This is a genomic window from Variovorax trehalosi, from assembly GCF_051216415.1.
Classification (GTDB): domain Bacteria; phylum Pseudomonadota; class Gammaproteobacteria; order Burkholderiales; family Burkholderiaceae_C; genus Variovorax.
Genome location: NZ_JBPJZG010000001.1, coordinates 435,094 through 456,261, shown reverse-complemented (window position 1 = coordinate 456,261; position 21,168 = coordinate 435,094). Strand labels below are relative to the sequence as shown.

At 65.1% G+C, this 21,168-nt stretch carries 19 protein-coding genes; 7 read left to right on the top strand and 12 right to left on the bottom strand.

Annotated elements, in window-relative coordinates; translation table 11 throughout:
* The 3 genes from ACSFA7_RS02185 to ACSFA7_RS02175 all read right to left on the bottom strand — a co-directional run bounded on the left by ACSFA7_RS02185 (position 1) and on the right by ACSFA7_RS02175 (position 3,241).
* Positions 1-1,137 carry a beta-ketoacyl-ACP synthase III gene (locus ACSFA7_RS02185; RefSeq protein ID WP_435497860.1) on the bottom strand — a complete coding sequence of 379 codons (1,137 nt, stop codon included), beginning with the start codon at positions 1,135-1,137 and terminating at the stop codon, positions 1-3.
* Entirely contained in the window at positions 1,127-2,116 is a 990-nt protein-coding gene (locus tag ACSFA7_RS02180; protein WP_475542246.1) for a dialkylrecorsinol condensing enzyme, read from the bottom strand. The genes ACSFA7_RS02185 and ACSFA7_RS02180 overlap by 11 nt, the downstream gene beginning before the upstream one ends.
* Before the next feature lie 183 nt (positions 2,117-2,299).
* Positions 2,300-3,241 carry a LysR family transcriptional regulator gene (locus ACSFA7_RS02175; protein WP_435497858.1) on the bottom strand — a complete coding sequence of 314 codons (942 nt, stop codon included), beginning with the start codon at positions 3,239-3,241 and terminating at the stop codon, positions 2,300-2,302.
* A 90-nt stretch (positions 3,242-3,331) separates the two neighbouring features.
* On the opposite strand from ACSFA7_RS02175, the gene ACSFA7_RS02170 reads away from it, so the two are divergent.
* From ACSFA7_RS02170 to ACSFA7_RS02160, 3 genes are read left to right on the top strand one after another with little or no spacing between them, the layout of a single operon-like run.
* On the top strand, positions 3,332-4,549 hold the full coding sequence (locus ACSFA7_RS02170) for an argininosuccinate synthase-related protein (protein WP_435497857.1): 1,218 nt from the start codon (positions 3,332-3,334) through the stop codon (positions 4,547-4,549).
* Complete coding sequence (locus ACSFA7_RS02165; protein WP_435497856.1) at positions 4,546-5,298, top strand: 2OG-Fe dioxygenase family protein; 753 nt, start codon at positions 4,546-4,548, stop codon at positions 5,296-5,298. The genes ACSFA7_RS02170 and ACSFA7_RS02165 overlap by 4 nt, the downstream gene beginning before the upstream one ends.
* Positions 5,295-6,239 (top strand): DMT family transporter, encoded by a 945-nt coding sequence (locus tag ACSFA7_RS02160; protein WP_435497855.1) that lies wholly within the window; start codon positions 5,295-5,297, stop codon positions 6,237-6,239. The genes ACSFA7_RS02165 and ACSFA7_RS02160 overlap by 4 nt, the downstream gene beginning before the upstream one ends.
* A gap of 125 nt (positions 6,240-6,364) precedes the next feature.
* Here the strand turns inward: ACSFA7_RS02160 and ACSFA7_RS02155 are convergent, their stop codons facing one another.
* From ACSFA7_RS02155 to glpD, 7 genes are all read right to left on the bottom strand, one after another.
* The gene (locus ACSFA7_RS02155; RefSeq protein WP_435497854.1) at positions 6,365-8,095 is read right to left on the bottom strand and encodes an ABC transporter substrate-binding protein; all 1,731 of its coding nucleotides are present in this window, start codon (positions 8,093-8,095) and stop codon (positions 6,365-6,367) included.
* A 92-nt stretch (positions 8,096-8,187) separates the two neighbouring features.
* The gene (locus ACSFA7_RS02150) at positions 8,188-8,496 is read right to left on the bottom strand and encodes a DUF2160 domain-containing protein (RefSeq protein WP_093434001.1); all 309 of its coding nucleotides are present in this window, start codon (positions 8,494-8,496) and stop codon (positions 8,188-8,190) included.
* 12 nt (positions 8,497-8,508) lie between these two features.
* Complete coding sequence (locus ACSFA7_RS02145; RefSeq protein ID WP_019656045.1) at positions 8,509-9,321, bottom strand: carbohydrate ABC transporter permease; 813 nt, start codon at positions 9,319-9,321, stop codon at positions 8,509-8,511.
* The gene (locus ACSFA7_RS02140; RefSeq protein WP_435497853.1) at positions 9,318-10,208 is read right to left on the bottom strand and encodes a carbohydrate ABC transporter permease; all 891 of its coding nucleotides are present in this window, start codon (positions 10,206-10,208) and stop codon (positions 9,318-9,320) included. The genes ACSFA7_RS02145 and ACSFA7_RS02140 overlap by 4 nt, the downstream gene beginning before the upstream one ends.
* Complete coding sequence (locus ACSFA7_RS02135) at positions 10,205-11,275, bottom strand: ABC transporter ATP-binding protein (RefSeq protein WP_435497852.1); 1,071 nt, start codon at positions 11,273-11,275, stop codon at positions 10,205-10,207. The genes ACSFA7_RS02140 and ACSFA7_RS02135 overlap by 4 nt, the downstream gene beginning before the upstream one ends.
* Before the next feature lies 1 nt (position 11,276).
* The gene (locus ACSFA7_RS02130; RefSeq protein WP_435497851.1) at positions 11,277-12,350 is read right to left on the bottom strand and encodes an ABC transporter ATP-binding protein; all 1,074 of its coding nucleotides are present in this window, start codon (positions 12,348-12,350) and stop codon (positions 11,277-11,279) included.
* Positions 12,350-14,020, bottom strand: a complete 1,671-nt coding sequence (gene glpD / locus ACSFA7_RS02125; protein WP_435497850.1) for a glycerol-3-phosphate dehydrogenase — start codon at positions 14,018-14,020, stop codon at positions 12,350-12,352. The genes ACSFA7_RS02130 and glpD overlap by 1 nt, the downstream gene beginning before the upstream one ends.
* 121 nt (positions 14,021-14,141) lie before the next feature.
* Here glpD and ACSFA7_RS02120 point away from each other — a divergent pair, with 121 nt between their 5' ends.
* Both ACSFA7_RS02120 and glpK read left to right on the top strand, forming a co-directional pair.
* Positions 14,142-14,912 (top strand): DeoR/GlpR family DNA-binding transcription regulator, encoded by a 771-nt coding sequence (locus ACSFA7_RS02120; RefSeq protein ID WP_435497849.1) that lies wholly within the window; start codon positions 14,142-14,144, stop codon positions 14,910-14,912.
* Between the two features lie 174 nt (positions 14,913-15,086).
* Positions 15,087-16,580, top strand: a complete 1,494-nt coding sequence (glpK, locus tag ACSFA7_RS02115) for a glycerol kinase GlpK (protein ID WP_435497848.1) — start codon at positions 15,087-15,089, stop codon at positions 16,578-16,580.
* Positions 16,581-16,586: 6 nt separating this feature from the next.
* On the opposite strand, the gene ACSFA7_RS02110 is transcribed toward glpK, so the two are convergent.
* Complete coding sequence (locus ACSFA7_RS02110) at positions 16,587-17,051, bottom strand: SH3 domain-containing protein (RefSeq protein WP_435497847.1); 465 nt, start codon at positions 17,049-17,051, stop codon at positions 16,587-16,589.
* 202 nt (positions 17,052-17,253) lie between these two features.
* Here ACSFA7_RS02110 and ACSFA7_RS02105 point away from each other — a divergent pair, with 202 nt between their 5' ends.
* Together ACSFA7_RS02105 and ACSFA7_RS02100 are read left to right on the top strand one after the other, a co-directional pair.
* Positions 17,254-18,921, top strand: coding sequence for a sulfatase-like hydrolase/transferase (locus ACSFA7_RS02105; protein WP_475542241.1), 1,668 nt, complete (start codon positions 17,254-17,256; stop codon positions 18,919-18,921).
* A gap of 69 nt (positions 18,922-18,990) precedes the next feature.
* Positions 18,991-20,148 (top strand): WD40 repeat domain-containing protein, encoded by a 1,158-nt coding sequence (locus ACSFA7_RS02100; protein WP_435497845.1) that lies wholly within the window; start codon positions 18,991-18,993, stop codon positions 20,146-20,148.
* A gap of 33 nt (positions 20,149-20,181) precedes the next feature.
* On the opposite strand, the gene ACSFA7_RS02095 is transcribed toward ACSFA7_RS02100, so the two are convergent.
* Positions 20,182-21,138 carry an alpha-E domain-containing protein gene (locus ACSFA7_RS02095; RefSeq protein ID WP_435497844.1) on the bottom strand — a complete coding sequence of 319 codons (957 nt, stop codon included), beginning with the start codon at positions 21,136-21,138 and terminating at the stop codon, positions 20,182-20,184.
* Between the last annotated feature and the right edge of the window lie 30 nt (positions 21,139-21,168).

The window sequence follows — 21,168 nt, the reverse complement described above, 5'->3', positions numbered from 1 at the left end:
CTACACCGCTTCCATATGGATGAAACCGCTGGAGAAGCGGCCGCTTTCGGGCACGAACATCAGGAGCTTCTGGCCGGGCTGGATGCGTCCGGAACGGAACAGCTCGTCGAGCATGATGTAAGGCGATGCCGAGCCGGTATTGCCCTTGCGCGCGAGGTTGCTGAACCAGCGCTCGCGCGGGATCGAAAAGCCCATGGCATCGAGGCAGCGGCTCACCGGCTCGACGAAATAGTTCGACGACAGGTGCGGCAGGAACCAGTCGATGTCCGCCGCCTTGAGCCCGCGCTTCTCGATGACGGCGGCGAGCGGTTCGGCCAGCGTGGCACGCACGATGTTGTCGTTGAGCAGGCGCACGTCCTGCTTGACGGCGAAGGTCGAGTCGCGGTGCCAGTCGGCAGGCGCGGTGCGGGCCCAGCCGTCGAGGCCGCCTTCGGCATTCTTGTCGGCGCCGGCATACATGCACACCGGCAGCTCGTGCGCGGCCGACGACAGGTCGATCCAGTCGATGCGCAGCGACAGCGGCCCGCGCGGCTCGCGCTCTAGCAGCACCGCGCCGGCGCCGTCGGACAGCATCCAGCGCAGGAAGTCCTTTTCGAAGGCCAGCTCGGGCCGTTCTTCGAGCGCTTCGAGCTTGTGCTCGAGCTCGGCCTCGAAACGGGAGCCGCGCATCACCGCGGATGCGAGCTCCGAGCCCGTGGCCACCGCGCGACGCGCATCGCCCGCGCGCACCGAGAGCCAGGCGTGCTTGAGCGCCGCGGTGCCCGCGAGGCAGATGCCCGCGCAGGCCACCACTTCGAGCCGCGGCCAGCCGAGTTCGCCATGCACCATCACCGCATGGTTGGGCATGAGTTGGTCGGGCAGCGAAGTGCCGGTGGCCAGGCAGTCGACCGGGCCGATGTCGTCGCCCAGCCCGCGGATGGCCGAGGCGGTGAGCTGCGCGTTGGTCATGGCCAGTTGGCCGGTGGCGCGATCGATGGCGTAGTGGCGCGACTGGATGCCGTTGCTGCGAAGAATCAGCCGCCGCGCGCGCGACGCCTTGCCGCCGATGCGGCCGAGCACTTCTTCGATGTCTTCATTGCTGACCGGGGAAAAGGGCAGGAAGGCGGCGGTGCGGGTCAGGAAGACATCAGTCGTCATAGAGGTGGGAGCGGTCCGTGGCGGAGCCCGACGGGCACTCGAATTGGGCTGTCATTTTAGTCAGCCACCCCTTGAACAAAGGTCGCAGAAGCGCCTGCAGCGTCAGGCTCACCGGCACGACCGTGACAATGAGCGCAAGCAGGAACACCACATAGAGCAGCAGCAACGGCTTGCGCGGCCAGGCACCGGGCCCGCCGGCCGCCATGATGAGCTTGCCCCAGAGGAAGAAACTGCGGGTGCCGGCCTTCTCGCTGATGAGAAGGCGCGCATTGGCCTCGACCGCGCCCAGGCCAGCCAGCAGCGGCCCGGTGCCGCGCTCCAGGTCGCCGTGCAGCGCATCGCGCAGCGCACGGCCGAAACGGCCCGTGCTACGAATTTGCGTAGCACTGAGCCCCGCATCGGGCATCCCCCAGAAGCCGCGCTTGCGGCCCCAGATGAGCCACGCCGGCGTGGTGAAAAAGGTGGCGAGCGTCGGGCCGGGATCGGTCAGCACCACGTTGTCGATGAGGCGCGCGCCCAAGTCGTCGAGCATGCCCTTGAGCTTTTCATGGGCCAGCAGCCACATGTTGCGGCAGGCGATGACCGTGACCACCGGCTTGCCCTTGAGCAGGCGCCCGGCCAGCGGGTGCTTGAGGAACGCGGTGACCGGCTGCGAAGGCGCCAGGAACCACACTTGGTACGGCAGGACGACGAGGTCGAAATCCTCGTCGCCCGTGAGCGAGAGCGGCGCCAGCGGCGGCGGCTTCAGGTGCGCCGATTCCGGGAAGGCGTCGAAGAAGGTGATGAAGGGCCAGGGGAACGGGAACGGCACCAGCGGGCGCAGGGTTTCCTCGTGCACCTCGATGGACGGGTCGGCCCGCAAGGGCGCGACGATCTGCTCGGCAACGCTGTCGAGCTGTCCGGACTGCGAGTAATGAATCACCAGCACCCGCTTGGGGCGTGGGGCAGGGCTGGCGGAGCTGGGAGAGCTGGAGGTCACTGGGTGGGCGATTTCGAGGGCCGTCGAATGTAAGCCAAGCGTTAGCAAAACGCATCTGCCATTGGTCATGCCGTCGCGCCGATCCCACGATTGAGGCAGTTCGCAAGGCCGATACGCCGGGTGTACAGAGGGAATGCAACAGCGGACTCAGCCCCGGCGACACCTTCGATACTCGCTGCCCGTTCAAATTGGCGGGGGCAGTGGGCTCGCTGACGGCGGCCGCAACTCAGTTACCAGGTGATCGATCAGAGCGCGCACCTTTGGAGTGGTGTAGCGAGATGCCAAAAACAACAGGTATGCCATACCCTGATAGTTGGTGTCGAAAGCCCACTCTGACAGCAAACGGACCACCCGTCCGGCCGCCAGGGCATCCCGTGCCACGAAATCCTGCACGCAGCCCACGCCCAGGCCAGCCTCGACCGCCGCCAGGCGCATCTCGCTGTGGTTGAGGGTATAGCGACCGGCTACCGCGAGTTCGACCTCGTCGTCGCCCCGCACAAAGCGCCAGCGGCTGTCGCGCTCCTGCTCACCGATTGACAAGCAACTGTGGGCCATGAGGTCCTCGGGACTGTGGATGCTCTCGTGCGAAGCGAGGTAAGCCGGGCTGGCCAGCACCAGTTGACGCACTGGCATCAGGGCGCGCGCCACCATGCCCTGCGGCGGATCGTCAGTCAGGCGGATCACGAGGTCGACGCCTTCACGCAGAGGGTCCACCGGCCGGTCAACCACCAGCAGGTGCACATCCACATCGGGATAGCGTTGCAGGAAAGACAGCAAAGGCTGCTGCAATACATGGCGGGCAAACGCCTTGGGCGCGCTAACGCGGATCAGGCCCTTGGGTATGCCCACATGGCCCTCGGCCACCCTCATGGAGGCTTGCGCCGAAGCCACCATTTCGCGCCCGCGCTCCAGCACGGCCATACCCGCTTCCGTTAGGCGCAATTGCCGAGTCGTGCGCTGCAACAGCGATACACCCATGACACTTTCCAGGCGCGCGACTTGCCGGCTGACGGCCGACGGTGTTTGCCCATGCCGCCGCGCCGCGGCCGAGAAACTGCCCGCCTCCGCTACGCGGACGAACGCGACCAGTTCGCGCATCACCTCCAGGAAATCATCTGTTCTCAAGGCGCAAAGCTCCTGTTCTGAGGTCGAGTCTAGTCAATGCCGGGAGGGAAACGAACAATTCGCACGCCAACAACATCAAGGGGGAATGGCATGTCAACACGCAGGATTCGCAGCTTTGAAGATCTCGATGCCATGAAGGGCCACGTCGACCATGTGCTCACGCTCTTCAGTGGTGGCCTTGACAGCAGCTATGTGCTCAAGGAGCTCTCGCAACGAAACCTGCGCATTACCGCACTTTCGGTGGATGTGGGTGAAGGCTGCCAGGTCCAGGACCTTAAAGAGATCGCCGACTTCTTTGGAGCCGATCTGACGATCGTGGATGCCCGTGAAATGTTTGCGCATGAAGCTGTCGCACCCGCGATTCGCGCTCAGGCAAAGTACCTTGGGATGTACCCGGTGAGTTCCTCGCTCTCTCGCCCTATCCTGGCCAAGGTTGCTGTGCAAGCAGCTCGTGAACTGGGCTGCGATGCCATCGTGCACACCGCCAACCAGTCGCAGAACAGCCTTCGCAGGCTCAACGGCGCCATCGGTCAGTTGGAGTATTCAGGTTGCTATGGCACACCCTACGAGCGTTCGATTCTCACGCGCGACGAGAAGATCGAAGTCCTCAGGCAGCTAGGACTCACGCGGTTTCAGGCTCGCGGCATCAGCGGCGATGCGAACCTGTGGTGCCGCGAATTTGAATCCGGCTCCATCGACAACCCCGAAGGATTCTGGGTACCTCCATCGCTGTTCGAGTGGACCCGTGCTCCAGAAACATCCCCCAGGATTCGGGAGATTCAAATCGATTTTCGTGCCGGCATTCCGGTGGCCGTCGATAAAAAGGCTATTGATCTCGTCCCGCTTATCGCGTATCTCAACGAGACAGTCGGCGCGTATTCGATCGGCAGGTACAGCGGGCTGGAGCACCTCGAGGGAGGTCAGAAGGTTCTCGAGGTACGCGAAGCACCCGCGGCAGCCATCTTGATGGATGCCTACCGACAGATCGAAACCGCGGTACTCGACGCAGAATTGCTACGGGAGAAGGCGGCAGTGGAGCTTCTATGGACTCGCGAAGCCGTCGAGGGGCGATGGTTTGCGCCATTGCGGCAATGCGCCGACGCATTCATCCGCATGTCGTCGGAGAAAGTGACGGGCACCGTTGTCTACAGCCTGCGTCAGGGTGCGATGGATTTGTGTTCGATCAAGGCGCACGAGCCCCTCTATCTCACCGACCGCGATGCATGGGAAAAGAGCTTGATTCAGGACGCGTTTGCGCCACCGGCTCGCAGCGCTCGTGCCACCAGCGAAGAAGAGGTGGCGGCATGACGAGCGAAGTCATCGAAGCCTCAACGGTGGAAAGCGCGTTGATCGAAGGATTCGGGCGGCACCTGAACAATCTGCGATTTCTGTTCTTTCCCGGCAGTGCCCTGAGTGACCTGTTGGGCCTGACACAGGAGGACATCAAAGACTTTGCATCGCATTGGCCTCGGCTGACATCGGATCGCTACATGGGCGACGGCGGAACCTACAGGTTCCGTCGCTATGGAGCATTTGATTCGCAGCCTGGATCGACCCGTCGACTGTTGCCACATGGCCCATACCAGCAACCCAAATACATCAACAGCCTCAACGGCGATGTTGCTCGACTGTTCGATCCTCTGGAACCTACGTTCGTTGCGCATCCGACGCTGAATAGGCTGCTCGACTGGCTCACGACCCTCTACGACCAGTGCGAGGGCGGTCGACAACGCTGGAACATCCGCCTGCATCCGTACCGAGTCCTGGCCAAACAGGATGAGAAAGGAAATCCCACCCCTGAGGGACTTCACAGGGACGGTGTGGACTACATCGTGAGCATGATGATGTCGCGGCGCAACGTCGAAGGGGGCGAGACGACCATCACCGACAACGACAGCCAGGTGCTTTGGCAGAGAACGCTTCAAAAGCCGATGGACATCGTGATCGGCAAGGACGCACACACGATGCACGCGGTCTCACCGGTGTCTCCGGTTGACACCAGCAAAGAGGCCTATCGGGACGTTCTGGTGATCGCCTTCACCAAGGTGACTGCATGAATACCTCCTCCATCGCCACGGACTCGAAGGGATCGGTCAAGACGGGTACACGATTTTGGCCATTGTTCGGTCCAGTCGAGTGGCTGCTGCTTCTGGTGGCCGTGATATGGGGCGGTAGTTATAGCGCCGCCAAGTTTGCTACAGAGCAGGTGCCCGTGTTGCAGTTCCTGGTGCTGCGCTTTGGCCTGACTTTCCTGATTCTGCTGCCCGCACTTCGAGGGCTGGCGGTGGCGTCGTGGCCGGCTGCGCTGACCGGTGCGTCGATGCTGGGCATCAACCTCTTGGCCATCTTCATCTGTGAGACTTTCGGGGTTTCATTAACCACTGCCTCCAATGCGGCATTTCTCATCAGCCTCTGCGTGGCCTTTACACCGTTGTGCGAGTGGTGGCTGCTTAAGGCAAGGCCCTCTGGCACAGTTCTGGCGGCGGCTGGCTTGTCGTTATTGGGCGCAGGACTGCTGGCGTTCCAACATGGCGGGTCGGCCAGTCTCGCCTGGGGTGATGGCCTGATGGTGCTTGCAGCCTTTCTGCGGGGCATCATGGTCTGCTTCACACGTCTCTATGGTCAAAGACATGGGCTGCCTGCACTCACGGTGACTGCAGTGCAGATGGGCGTAATGACGTTGGGCTCGGCAGCCTTGATGCTCGCTGCGCACGGTACTGCGTGGCCACCATTGCCGAGCAGCGTGTCGTTCTGGTCGGCCATGGCGTTCCTGGTGTTGCTGTGCACGTTGTTTGCTTTTTTCGTGCAGAACTACGCGGCATCGCGCACCAGTCCTTCACGCGTGACCTTGCTCATGGGCAGCGAACCGATGTGGGGTGCGCTGATCGCCGTGCTCTGGTTGGGCGAAAAGATGGCGTTGCAAGGCTGGATTGGTGGCCTGCTGATCGTTGCATCAGCATGGTGGGTGACACAGCCAGAAAGAAACAAGCGCGCGTAATTTTTCCGTGTACCAAGCGAAAAGTGAGAAGCGGCGCAGCTGGGCGCAAAAAAAGGGCCACGCCTTTCGGTGTGGCCCCTTTCACTGTGCAAGCCAGCAGTCTGGCGAGCCTCAAGCAGGCGCGCTCAGCGCACCTTGCCGGCCTTCCAGGCGCTCAGCAGCTTGTCGTAGTCGATGGTCTCGCCCTTGGGCTTTTCGTTGGCCAGCTTCTTCCACGGTGCATGCTGGTCGCTCAGCCACTTGTTCGGGTCGCCCTTGGCGTTGAGCTTGGGCGCGCAATGGGCCATGCCGGCGCGCTCCAGGCGTGCCATCACGTTGTCCATCTCGTCGGCCAGGTTGTCCATCGCCTTCTGCGGGGTCTTCTCGCCCGTCACCGCCTCGGCCACGTTCTTCCACCAGAGCTGCGCGAGCTTCGGATAGTCGGGCACGTTGGTGCCGGTGGGCGTCCACGCCACGCGGGCCGGGCTGCGGTAGAACTCGACCAGGCCGCCGAGCTTGGGCGCCATGTCGGTCATGGCCTTGCTCTGGATGTCCGATTCGCGGATCGGGGTCAGGCCCACGATGGTCTTCTTGAGCGAGACGCTCTTGGAAGTCACAAACTGGGCGTAGAGCCAGGCGGCTGCCGTCTTGTTGGCGTCATGGCCGTTGAAGAACGACCACGAACCCACGTCCTGGTAGCCGTTCTGCATGCCCTGCTTCCAGTACGGGCCGTTCGGCCCGGGCGCCATGCGCCACTTGGGCGTGCCGTCCTCGTTCACCACGGGCAGGCCCTTCTTGGTCATGTCGGCGGTGAAGGCCGTGTACCAGAAGATCTGCTGGGCGATCTGCCCCTGCGCGGGCACCGGGCCGGATTCGCCGAAGGTCATGCCCATGGCTTCCTTGGGCGCGTACTTCTTCATCCAGTCGATGTACTTGGTGAGCGCGTACACGGCGGCCGGCGAATTGGTCGCACCGCCGCGCGAGACGGCAGCGCCCACCGGCGTGCACTTGTCGTCAGCCACGCGGATGCCCCATTCGTCGATCGGCATACCGTTGGGGTTGCCGATGTCGGCGGTGCCGGCCATCGAGAGCCATGCATCGGTGAAGCGCCAGCCGAGCGACGGGTCCTTCTTGCCGTAGTCCATGTGGCCGTAGATCGGCTTGCCGTCGATGCTCTTCACGTCGACGCTGAAGAACTCGGCGATGTCTTCGTACGCGCTCCAGTTGAGCGGCACGCCCAGCTCGTAGCCGTACTTGGCCTTGAACTTGTCCTTCAGATCCTTGCGCGCGAACAGGTCGGCGCGGAACCAGTAGAGGTTGGCGAACTGCTGGTCGGGCAGCTGGTAGAGCTTGCCGTCGGGTGCGGTGGTGAACTTGGTGCCGATGAAATCCTTGAGGTCCAGGCCCGGGTTGGTCCACTCTTTCCCTGCACCGGCCATGTAGTCGGTCAGGTTCATCATCTTGCCGTAGCGGTAGTGCGTGCCGATCAGGTCGGAGTCGGAGATCCAGCCGTCGTAGATCGACTTGCCCGACTGCATCGAGGTCTGCAGCTTCTCGACCACGTCGCCTTCCTGGATCAGGTCGTGCTTGACCTTGATGCCGGTGATTTCCTCGAAGGCCTTGGCCAGCGTCTTCGATTCGTATTCATGGGTGGTGATGGTCTCCGACACCACCGAGATCTCCTTGACGCCCTTTGCCTGGAGCTTCTTGGCCGCGTCGATGAACCATTTCATCTCGGCTGCCTGCTGGTCCTTGCTCAGGGTCGACGGCTGGAACTCGCTGTCGATCCATTTCTTGGCCTCGGGCTCTGCGGCCCATGCACCGTGCGCGGCAAACATTGCCGCTGCCATTGCCAATGCCGTGTAGCGCATCTTCATGAATGTGTCTCCTCGGTTGTGCTTCCCCGGTGTTCTTCGTTTCGCGGCTCCGGGGAGGCGGAGAGCCGGACGCGTCTGAAAAAAATGGGGGCCTAGCCCTTGCGCATGACCAGGGCCAGCACGAACATCGACAGCACGAAGCTGATCCAGATGGAAGGCTCGGCCTCCAGGCTCATCCACTCCTGGAACTTGCCGGCCAGGCCGATGAAGATGAGGTTCACATAGGCCGCAGAGAGCAGCCCGATGAAGAGCCTGTCGCCGCGCGTGGTGGCAATGGGCAGCCAGCCGCGCCGCATGACGGTGGGCGACTTGAATTCCCACACCGTCATGCCGACCAGCATGAGCGCGATGCAGATGAAAAATACGGCCACGGGGGTGGTCCAGACCATCCAGTCGAACATCTTTCGACCTCCTTAAACGCGGCCCATCGCGAAACCCTTCGCGATGTAGTGACGCACGAACCAGATCACGATCGCGCCCGGCACGATGGTGAGCACGCCGGCCGCGGCCAGCGTTGCCCAGTCCATGCCCGATGCGCTCACCGTGCGCGTCATCGTCGCGACGATGGGCTTGGCATTCACGCTCGTGAGCGTGCGCGCCAGCAGCAGTTCGACCCAGCTGAACATGAAGCAGAAGAACGCCGCCACGCCCACGCCCGCCTTGATGAGGGGCAGGAAGATGGTGAGGAAGAAACGCGGGAACGAGTAGCCGTCGATGTACGCCGTCTCGTCGATCTCGCGCGGAATGCCGCTCATGAAGCCTTCCAGGATCCACACCGCCAGCGGCACGTTGAACAGCAGGTGCGCCAGCGCCACGCCCAGGTGCGTGTCCATCAATCCGACCGTGCTGTAGAGCTGGAAGAACGGCAGCAGGAACACCGCGGGCGGCGTCATGCGGTTCGTCAGCAGCCAGAAGAACACATGCTTGTCGCCGAGGAACGAATAGCGCGAGAACGCATACGCCGCCGGCAGCGCCACGGTGAGCGAGATCACCGTGTTGATCGCCACGTAGATCAGGCTGTTGATGTAGCCCGAGTACCACGACTCGTCGGTGAAGATGCGCGCGTAGTTCGCCCAGGTGAGCTGCTGCGGGAAGAACGAGAAGCTCGAGAGGATCTCCTCGTTCGTCTTGAAGCTCATGTTGATCATCCAGTAGATGGGCAACAGCGCGAACAGGATGTACAGCACCAGGAAGATGCTGCGCTTGTGGAATCTTTTTTCGTTCATTTTTCGACCTCGACTTCCTGCGTACCGACCCGCTGCATCCAGTTGTAGAGCACGAAGCAGAACAACAGGATGATCAGGAAATAGATCAGCGAAAACGCTGCAGCCGGCCCGAGGTCGAACTGCCCCACCGCCTTCTGCGTCAGGTATTGGCTCAGGAAGGTCGTCGCATTGCCCGGCCCGCCGCCCGTGAGCACGAAGGGCTCGGTGTAGATCATGAAGCTGTCCATGAAGCGCAGCAGCACCGCGATCATCAGCACGCCGCGCATCTTGGGCAGCTGGATGTAGCGGAACACGGCGAACTTGCTCGCGCCGTCGATGCGCGCGGCCTGGTAGTAGGCGTCGGGAATCGAGCGCAGTCCCGCATAGCAGAGCAGCGCCACCAGCGGCGTCCAGTGCCACACGTCCATCACCAGCACGGTGAGCCACGCGTCGGTCGCATTGCCGGTGTAGTTGTAGTCGATGCCCATCTTCTGCAGCGCATGGCCCAGGAGGCCGATGTCGGCGCGGCCGTAGATCTGCCAGATGGTGCCCACCACGTTCCAGGGAATCAGCAACGACAGCGCCACCACCACCAGCACCGCCGACGACTTCCAGCCCTTGGCCGGCATCGAGAGCGCGAGGCCGATGCCCAGCGGAATCTCCACCAGCAGCACCGACAGCGAGAAGCCCAGCTGGCGCCACAGCGCCTGGTGCAGTTCGTCGTCGCGCATCACCGAGGCGAACCATTCGGTGCCCACGAACACGCGGCGATCGGGCGAGATGATGTCCTGCACCGAGTAGTTGACCACCGTCATCAGCGGCACGATGGCCGAGAAGGCCACGCAGATCAGCACCGGCAGCACGAGCCACCAGGCTTTTTGATTGATCGGCTTGTTGGTTGCGTTCATGCCACCAGTTCCTCGTCTTTGTAATAGCAGGTGTGGGCGTCCAGTACGCGCAGCCACACCGTATCTCCCGGGGCCGGCGGCTGTTCGTCGGAGTGCAGCCGCACCTTGATCACGATGCCGTCGACTTCGGCGCTCAGCATCGCGTGCGTGCCGACGTCCTGCACCTGCTTGACCACCGCCGGCACGGCACCGGCGGCGCCAGCGTTCGACAGGCGCAGGTACTCGGGGCGGATGCCGATCTTGAGCGCCCCCTGCGGCAGCTCGCGCGTGGGCACGAGCGGCGTGCCCGCCACTTCGAGTGCGCCGTTCATGCTCTTGGCTGAAAGGAAGTTCATGCCCGGCGAGCCGATGAAATGGCCGACGAAGGTATGGGCCGGCCGCTCGAACAGCGCCTCGGCACTGCCCACCTGCACGGCCTTGCCGCGCGTCATGACCACCACCTCTTCGGCGAAGGTGAGCGCCTCGACCTGGTCGTGCGTCACATAAATCAGCGTGAGCTTCAGCTCGCGATGGATCTGCTTCAACTTGCGGCGCAGCTGCCATTTCAGGTGCGGATCGATCACGGTGAGCGGCTCGTCGAAGAGCACGGCCGACACGTCGCTGCGCACCAAGCCCCGGCCCAGCGAAATCTTCTGCTTGGCATCGGCCGCGAGACCCGCCGCGCGCTGGTTGAGCTGGCCGCTCATGTCGAGCATTTCGGCGATCTCGCCGACACGCTTCTTGATCTGGTCTTCGGGCACCTTGCGGTTGCGCAGCGGGAACGCGAGGTTCTCGGCCACGGTCATGGTGTCGTAGATCACCGGGAACTGGAACACCTGCGCGATGTTGCGTTCCTGCGGCGTGGCGCGCGTCATGTCGCGGCCATCGAAGGTCACTGTGCCCTGCGAAGGCACGAGCAGGCCCGAGATGATGTTGAGCATGGTCGTCTTGCCGCAGCCCGAGGGGCCGAGCAAGGCGTAGGCGCCGCCGTCGCGAAAGCTCATCTTCAGCGGCAGCAGCGCATAGTCGCTGTCCTGCGTGGGGTTAGCGCGGTAGGCGTGGGCCAGGTCGAGATCGATGCGTGCCATCTCAGTTTCCTTTGCGCCATGCGGGCGCCAGCGCCAGCTTTTCGCCGGCATCGAACACATAGGCTTGCGATGCGCTGAAGTACAGCGTGATCGAAGCCCCCAGCTCGAAGCGGTGCACACCGGTGAGCTGCGCCACCAGTTCGCCCACCGGCGTTTCCACGTGCACGAAGGTGTCGGAGCCCGAGATCTCGGCCAGCTCCACCTTGCCGGGCAAGGCAATGTCGCCCTCGCCCGCATCCACGTTCAACGCACTCGCGCGCAGGCCGATGGTGACCGCGCCCGAAACGCTTTCGGGCAACGCCCGCGCCAGTGCCGGGCCGCCCGCGAGTTGCACCTGGCCGGCGGTTGCGGTGCCGGCCAAGAGGTTCATCGGCGGATCGCTGAAGGCGCGCGCCACGCGCAGCGATTGCGGCGCATGGAACACCTCGGCGGTCGGGCCGTATTGCAGCAGTTCGCCCGCGTCCATCACGGCGGTGTAGCCACCGAGCAGCAGCGCCTCGCCGGGTTCGGTGGTCGCGTAGATCACGGTCGAGTCGCCGGTGGCGAAAAGCTGCGTGAGCTCTTCGCGCAGGCCCTCGCGCAGCTTGTAGTCCAGGTTCACCAGCGGCTCGTCGAGCAGCATCAGCGGCGCGTTCTTGGCCAGCGCGCGCGCCAGCGCCACGCGCTGCTGCTGCCCGCCCGAGAGCTCGGCCGGCAGGCGGTCCAGGAACATGCCGATGTGCAGCTTGTCGGCCAGCGCCTTCACCCGCGCGTCGATGTTCTTCTCGCCGCGCAGCTTGAGCGGCGAGGCGATGTTGTCGGACACCTTGAGCGAGGGGTAGTTGATGAACTGCTGGTAGACCATCGCGACGTTGCGCTCACGCACCGGCATGCCGGTCACGTCCTTGCCGTCGACCAGCACCTTGCCCGTCGTCGGCGTGTCCAGCCCCGCCATCAGGCGCATCAGGCTGGTCTTGCCGGCCTGCGTGGCGCCCAGCAGCACGGTCACCGCGCCGCTCTTGGGCGCGATGCTCTGTTCATAGAGCCATGTCTGCGCGCCGACCTTCTTGGTGACGCGATCCAGAGTCAGCTGCATCAGCTCACCTCCACTTCCACTTTGTCGTTGTTCTTCGCGTTGGCCTGCAGCCAGGCCGCGACCTGTTCGCGTTCGGCTGGCGTGTAGTGCAGGCCGAGCTTGGAGCGGCGCCAGAGCACGTCGTCCGAACTCACGGCCCATTCATGGGTTTGCAGGAAGCGCAGCTCGCGCTCGTGCAGGTCGGGCGCCACCGCGGGGCCCAGGTCGGCGAGCGACTTCGCATCGCCGAGCAGCTCCGACACCCGGGCACCGTAGGCGCGTGCGAGACGGCGCGTGAGCTTGCCGTAGAGCCATGGGTATTTCGCCTGCACCGCCGAGACGAAGCGTTCGAAGTCGTCGTCTGGCCGCTTCGCAGCGCCGATCCACGCCGACAGGTCGCCGCCGGCGAGGAATGCGCCATCGGTCCATGCGGGGCGCTGCGCGTTCGACTGGCCGAGCATCTTGCCGACCTCGTCGGCCGCGTCTTCCGCGAGCTTGCGGAAGGTGGTGATCTTGCCGCCCCACACCGACAGCAGCGGTGCGGCGGTGGTGTTCGACTCCAGCATGTAGTCGCGCGTGACGGCCGAGGGATCGCCCGAGGCATCGTCCAGCAACGGGCGCACGCCCGAGTAGGTCCACACCACGTCGGCCGGCACGATGGCCTTCTCGAAATAGCGGCTGGCCTGCGTGCAGAGGTAGTCGATCTCTTCCTGCGCGATGCGCGCGGCGCCGGGGTCGTCGCCGTTCAGCTCGATGTCGGTGGTGCCGATCAGCGTGAACTCGTCCTGGTAGGGGATCGCGAAGATGATCCGCTTGTCGGGGTTCTGGAAGATGTACGCATGGTCGTGCTCGAACAGGCGCGGCACGATGATGTGGCTGCCCTTCACGAGCCGCAGGCTCTTGGTGGCCAGCGATTCGCCCTTGGCCGATTGCGCCACGCCGCGCAGGAAAGATTCGGCCCACGGCCCCGCGGCATTCACCACGGCGCGGGCGCGCACGGTACGTGTGCCCTGCGGGCCTTCGAGCGTGGCGGTCCACCCGTCGGCATCGCGCTGCGCATGGGTGCAGCGGGTGCGGGTAAGCACCTCGGCGCCACGGGCTTGCGCATCCAGCGCGTTCAGCACCACGAGCCGGGCATCGTCGACCCAGCCGTCGGAGTAGACGAAGCCGCGCTTGTACTGGTCCTTGAGCGGCTTGCCGGCCGCGTGCTTGCGCAGGTCGACGCTGCGCGAGCCCGGCAGCACTTCGCGTTTGGCGAGGTGGTCGTACATGAACAGCCCGATGCGGATCATCCAGGCCGGCCGCATCGAGGGGTCGTGCGGCATCACAAAGCGCAGCGGCCACATGATGTGCGGCGCGCTCTTGAGCAGCACTTCGCGCTCCTGCAGCGCCTTGCGCACGAGCGAGAACTCGTAGTACTCCAGGTAGCGCAGGCCCCCGTGGATCAGCTTGGTGGAAGAGGAAGACGTGTGCGAGGCGAGGTCGTCCTTCTCGCACAGCACGACGCGCCAGCCGCGCCCGGCGAGGTCGCGCGCGATACCGCAGCCGTTGATGCCGCCGCCGACGATCAGCACGTCGCAATCGGTTGCCGGCGCAGGCGAACTGGAGGAGAAATCGCTCACTGGAAATGGGCCCGTTGAAGCGTGACTTTGGTCACTGGAGGGCGCCATTGTATTTTCGGGTCTTTTCATTTGGATTCCTTTTGGCGCGATTTTCCTCCGAGTTTTCCCTTAGTCGAGTTCGTTTTGGTTCGCTTTAAAGTGACGCGGCCTGTACCCTCCCTGCAGTCTTCCTGCTCTCCACGACGCCCCTGTGAATTCCAACCCGCGCCAGATCAACCTCCTGGACACCGTGCGCACGCGCGGCTCCGTCACTGTCGAGCAACTGGCCGACATGCTGGGCGTGACCCTGCAGACCGTGCGACGCGACGTGCAGCGGCTGGCCGACGAGGGGTTGCTCACGCGTTTTCACGGCGGCGTGCGCGTGCCCAGCTCCACCACCGAGAACATCGGCTACCAGCAGCGCGAAACCCTGCATGCCGAAGGCAAGGCCCGCATCGCGCAGCGCGTGGCCGAGCTGGTGCCCAACGACTGCTCGCTGATCCTGAACATCGGCACCACCACCGAAGCCATCGCCAAGGCGCTGATGCGCCACACCGGCCTGCGCGTGATCACCAACAACCTGAACGTGGCGACCATCCTGAGCGGCAACAGCTCGTGCGAAGTGATCGTGGCGGGCGGCTCGGTGCGCGCACGCGACCGCGCCATCGTGGGCGAGGCGACCATCGATTTCATCCGCCAGTTCAAGGTGGACATCGCTCTCATCGGCGTCTCGAGCATCGAGGCCGACGGGTCGCTGCGCGACTTCGACCTGCGCGAGGTGAAGGTGGCGCAAACCATCATTGCGCAGGCGCGCGAGGTGTGGCTCGCGGCGGATGCGAGCAAGTTCAACCGACCCGCGATGATCCAGCTGGGCACGCTCTCGCAGATCGACCGGCTGTTCACCGACGCGGCGCCACCGGCGCCTTTTGCGGACCTGCTGCATGCGGCGCAGGTTCGCCTCGAGATCGCGCGCGAAGCATGAACGCGCCCCGCATTGCTCCCTCCCCCGCTGGGGGAGGGTTGGGGTGGGGGCACTACGGCTTCCGAAGAAGCACGGTGCTTGATCGAAGGCCTGCCCCCATCCCAGCCTTCCCCCAGAGGGGGAAGGAGCAAGACCCGACCGCTCCATTGACCGGACCCAGAGGAACATGAACCCATGACCTACCTGCTAGCCCTCGACCAGGGCACCTCCAGCTCCCGCAGCATCGTGTTCGACCGCGAAGGCCACATCGTCGCCATCGCGCAGAAGGAGCTCACGCAGATCTACCCGCAGCCCGGCTGGGTCGAGCACGACCCGATGGAGATCTGGCGCAGCCAGCTCGCCACCGCGCGCGAAGTGCTCGTGAAGGCGAAGTTGAAGCCCTCGGACATCCACGCCATCGGCATCACCAACCAGCGCGAGACCACCGTGCTGTGGAACCGCAAGACCGGCCAGCCGGTGCACCACGCCATCGTCTGGCAGGACCGCCGCGCCGAGCCGCTGTGCGCGCAATTGCGCGACGAAGGCATGACCGACACCATCCGCGAGAAGACCGGCCTGGTGATCGACGCGTATTTCTCCGGCACCAAGCTGCGCTGGCTGCTCGACAACGTGCCCGGCGCACGCGCCGAGGCCGAACGCGGCGATCTGGCCTTCGGCACCGTCGACAGCTGGCTCATGTGGCAGCTCACCGGCGGCAAGGTGCATGTGACCGACGTGAGCAACGCCTCGCGCACGATGCTCTTCAACGTGCACACGAACGAATGGGACGCCGACCTGCTCGCCGCGCTGAAGATCCCCGCCGCGCTGCTGCCGAAGGTGCAGCCCTCGAGCTCGCACTTCGCCGACACCGATGCCGCGCTGCTCGGCCACGCACTGCCCATCGGGGGCGTGGCGGGCGACCAGCAGAGCGCCCTCTTCGGCCAGGCCTGCTTCGAGGCCGGCATGGCCAAGAACACCTATGGCACCGGCTGCTTCCTGCTGATGCACACGGGCGGCGCGTTCCAGCCCTCGCACAACGGCCTGCTCGTGACCAGCGCCGCACAGGCCGACGCGACCCCGCAGTACGCTATGGAGGGCAGCGTGTTCGTCGGTGGCGCCGTGGTGCAGTGGCTGCGCGACGGGCTCAAGGCCATCAAGGGCAGTGCGGAAGTGCAGTCGCTCGCCGAGAGCGTGCCCGATGCGGGCGGCGTGATGATGGTGCCGGCCTTCACCGGCCTCGGCGCGCCCTACTGGGATGCGGATGCGCGCGGCACGATCACCGGACTCACGCGTGGCACGACGGTGGCGCACATCGCGCGCGCCGCGCTGGAGAGCATCGCCTACCAGAGCGCCGCGCTGCTGCAGGCGATGAGCCGCGATGCGGTGGCCGCGGGCGGCAAGCCGGTGGCCGAGCTGCGCGTGGACGGCGGCGCGAGCGTCAACGACCTGCTGATGCAGTTCCAGGCCGACCTGCTGGGCATTCCGGTGGTGCGGCCCGAAGTCATCGAGACCACGGCGCTCGGCGCTGCGTACCTCGCGGGGCTGTCGACAGGCGTCTATGCCGACGCGCGCCAGCTCTCGAAGCTGTGGAAGGTGGAGCGCCGCTTCCTGCCGACCATGGGCCGCACGCAGGCCGAGGAATCGATGGCGCGCTGGGAGCGCGCGGTGCGTCAGGCGACGGCGACCTGAGGCTCCCTACCAGCCCCAGACCAGGCGCCGCGCCACCCAGCCGGTGCCGCCGCCTTCGTGCGTGACCTTGACCCAGGCGCCGCGGCGCTCGAGGGTTCGCAACACATCGCCGTAGGCTGCGCGGCGCACGACCGGGCTGCGCGCGTTCGGCGACTTGCGCAGCACGACCGCCTTCGCCTTCACGACGTGGTGCGGCGTCCTGCTCGTCATCGGCCGGTAGATCCAGGCCTTGTCGTTCTCGAAATCGCTGACATGCAGCCAGCGGCCCTTGCGGCCGATGACGCGGAACGGGTAGCCCTTGCTCACGGTCCAGTGCGTCTCGTAGCGCTGGCCGGGGCCGGTGCGCATGTTCAGGGTGCCTACGGCGGCGCTGACCATCTGTTTCTGGGGCGCGGCCCACGCTGAAGGCAGGGCCATCCACGAGAGGACGAAGGCGAGCACGAGCGCGGGCAGCCGGATGAATCTGAACATGGAGGGGAGGTTCCTTTCTACGGGTCTTCGAAATGTCCGGCGATGCCGGTCGAGCCCTTCTGGGACCGCGAGGCGCGATAAGTTCCGCGGGGATATCCCGGAGCGCTTCCCCTCAAGGCCCCCGCTGCCATCGGGACACTGGCCCCTGCAGCGCATGCGCCAACGCAGAATGCGCACGCCCCCGACTCGCCGCGTTGCCCGCTTGACTTCCCTCCCCTCCGACAAACCCGCTCCGCGGACCGCAGCTTCCCGCCAGAGCGCCCTGCTCGCCTGCGGCGTGGTCGGCGCCACACTGCTCGCCCTCATTGCGCTGGGCCACGACGGCCGCCGTATCGCCCAACTCGCAGTGCTCGCCATGCCGATGGTGTTGTGGCTCGCATGGCCGATCCGCAGCGCGCGAATGCGAAGCGCGCGAACGGTGCTCGTGTGGCTCTGGGCCATGGGCTTCGCACTCGACGGCGCGGTGCGCGCGTACCTGCTCGATACCTACCAGGCCGCGCCCGACGGCGCGATGGTGCTCGGCGCCGCAGCCAACACCAATGCACGCGAGAGCACGGAATACCTGTGGATGCATTGGCGCTCGGCGGTCATCTGGTCAGGCGCGCTCGCCATGGCCGGCGTGCTCGTGGGCATGTTCGCGCGGCGCGGCGCGGCTTTCGATGCGGGCGGATCTTCCGCACGCACGAGGTCATCGTTCTGGACGCGATCGCTGGTGCTCGTTCTCTTGCTGATCGCCTGCGTGGCCTATGCGAGCAAGCCGTGGCGCCGGCTGCATCCCGCGATCTTCTGGGCCGGCTGGGCACAGTCGTTGCAGACGCAGCGCGCCGCCTGGGCCGACCAGGAGAAGGTGCGCGACCGCCTGATGGCACAGGCAAAAGCCATCGCCCCCGTGGCCTTTCAGGCCGGTCCGTCGACGGTGGTGCTGGTCATCACCGACAGCATCAACCGCGACAACATGGCCCTGTACGGCTACGGCCGCCCGACCACGCCGCGCCTGCTGGCGCACAAGGCGCAGGCCGGCGAGCAGATGGCGGTACTGAAGAATGCATGGTCGGTGGACGCGAGCACCCTGCCCGCGCTGCGCAACATGTTCCATTTCGGCCTGCCCGAGAGCGAGAACCCGCCGCACCTGCTGGCGCTGGCGCGCGCCGCGGGCTACAAGGTCTGGTGGATCAGCAACCACGACGACCTCGCCATCGAGCAGCAGCATGCACGCCTGGCTGACGTGGTGGACATGGTCAACCGCACGCCGGGCCGCGCCAGCGCTTCGCTGGACGGCGAGATCCTCGACTGCGTGCAGGAAGCCTTTGCGGACACGAGCACCGACCGCAAGCTCATCGTGGTCCATCTGATGGGCGCGCACCCGCACTACAGCCTGCGCTTTCCCGAGAATGCCAACCCCTTCGACGACGACGTCGATGCGGTCGAGAACGGTCTGGTGAAGGACGGCCGCTCCGCCTGGGTGCGGCGCTTCCGCCAGGAGTACGACGCGGCGCTGCTGTACCACGACTTCGTGGTGTCGGAGTTGCTGCAGCAGACGCGCAGCGCGGGCAAGGCGGGCGAGGACCGCGCCTGGATGTACCTGTCGGACCACGGCCAGGAGGTCGGCCACGGCAGCGACCGCGCGGGCCACAGCCCATCGACCGCCTCGGGCTATCGCATCCCGACGGTCATCTGGCGCAACCGGGAGCCGCTGCCCAGCGCCGCCGCGCAGCAGCAGCCCTTTCGCGCGGACTGGACGGGATGGGCGCTGATGGACCTGCTCAATATCCAGTGGAGCGGGCAGATGCCCGAGCGCAATGTGCTGGGCGATGCCTACCGCTGGCAGGCGCCTAAGATTCCGGTGGCTGTAGAGTCGTTCTCGCGCTGAAAGCGCTGGCAACGCCGCCAACGGGCCCCGTTCCCGATCCGATTCCTCTACGTTCCGGAGCATCCTTTCATGACCCGTACCCGCGTTCTTCTTGACCCCACCGGCAAGACATGGGCCACGCGCTGCGAAGGCGCCGACGTGATCGTTCGCGCCGGTGCGCCCGGCAAGGAAAAGGAAAGCGTCAAATCTCAAGCCGATGCCAAGGCCGCCATCGCCCACGCGCAGAAAGAGGAGTGGTCGCGACTCAAGAAAGGCTTCGTGCTCGTCAACCCCGAGGCCCGCGCCGGCGAGCCGCGCATGCACCGCTACCTTGGCCAGGGCTACACGGGTGCGATGCCGGTTGCCGACTTCAACGGCCAGCTCCTGTGCAGCCGCAATCTCGCCTCAGATGTGCATCCCCAGGCCGCTGGCAGAGACCAATTGGTGGTCATCAACGCGCAGGCGCAGGAAACCGATACCTTCGAGGCACCCGAGAACACGCTGATCTGGAAAGCCGTGTACGCGCCGGCGCTCGACCGCCTGCTCGTGCGCGCCGATCACGGCGTGCTCGCCTGGTCGCCGGCCACGCGTACCTTCGAAACCCTTGCCGAGCAGAACCGCACCCCCGCGAGCTTCCTGAGCGTCGAGGGCACACGCGCCGCCTGGTTCGCGCAGCCGGAACTGGTGGTGCGCGACCTGTCGCCTTCAGCGAGCGGCAACGATCTTCTGAGGCACGAGGCACACCCCCAGCTTCACGGCGGGCACACGCCTCAGATGGAAGGCGCGCTGTCCTCGCAAGGCGTTCTCGCCTTCTGCGTGCAAGCCGGCGAAGTGCAGTTCCTGGACGTGGCTGGCGGCACCGCCAGAACCTCGTGGAAAGGTGATTTCGAAATGATCGCCAAGCTGTGCTTCACGCCCGACGGGCGCTGGCTGCTCGCCAAGGAGCAATACGGCGGCTGGACCTTGCACTGCTTCGACATGGAAACCGCCGCGCCGCGCGCAGACTGGCCGGACCTCGGCGATCTGGCGAACAGCGATTTCGCGCTCGACCCTTCAGGCGAACGCTTCGCCGTCGCACACCGCAACCACATCGAAGTGTTCGACTTCGTCACCATGAAATCGCTGCTGCGCTTTGCAGTCGATCATGTGATCAAGCGCTGCGCCATCGCCTGGATCGGCAACGACGCGATCGGCGTGCGCACCGACTATGGATGCGCAAGCCTCTATGCGGTGAACACGGCGGGATGAAAGCGATGCCAGCCCGAAGGCTGGCATCGGCGCTCAGTGCGCGGGGACCAGGAAATCCTGGCTGATGCGTCCGCCGAGCTCATTCACGCGATCGAGGAACTGCGTGAGATAGGCATGCAACCCGGTCGCAAGGATCTCGTCGACCCGCGCGTACTGCAGGTCGGCCAGCAGCTTGCCGGCGCGGCGTTGCGTTTCGGCGCTCTGCTCGTTCTGCACCTTCGCGAGGTTGCTGACCACCTCGGCCAGGCTCGCGTGGAGCGAGCGCGGCATGTCGGCGCGCAGGATCAGCAGCTCGGCCACGCGCTCGGGCTTGATCACGTCGCGGTACACCTTGCGGTAGACCTCGAAGGCCGAGACGCTGCGCAGGATCGCGCTCCAGTGATAGAAGTCGTACTCCTGATCTTCCTCGGTGGCGGCGCCGAAGAACTCGCTGTTCAGCGCATGGAACTTCACGTCGACCAGCCGCGCGGTGTTGTCGGCGCGTTCGAGGAAGGTGCCCAGGCGCGAGAAGTAGAAGGCCTCGTCCTGCAGCATCGTGCCCAGCGTCACGCCGCGCGAGAGGTGCGAGCGGAACTTGACCCATTCGAAGAACTGGCCCGGGTCGCGCTCGAAGTCGCCCTGGCGCAGCATGCGGTTCACTTCGAGCCAGGTGGTGTTCTGCGTTTCCCAGGCCTCGGTGGTGAGCGCGCCGCGCACGGCACGTGCGTTCTCGCGCGCGGCCTTGAGGCAGGAGACGATCGACGAGGCATTGCTCTCGTCCTTGACCATGAACTCCATCACCTCGTTGGGCGTGATCTGCTCGTACTTCTTGTTGTACCAGGGCAGCAGTTCGCTGATGGAGAGCACGCCCTGCCAGCCGTACTTGGCGACTTCGGCGGACTGCGGCAGGAGCGAAGTCTGGTAGTTGACGTCCAGCATGCGCGCGGTGTTCTCCGCGCGCTCGGTGTAGCGGGACATCCAGTAGAGGTGGTCTGCGGTGCGCGAAAGCATCGTGTGTTCTCCTAGTTCCTTGGTGCCTGC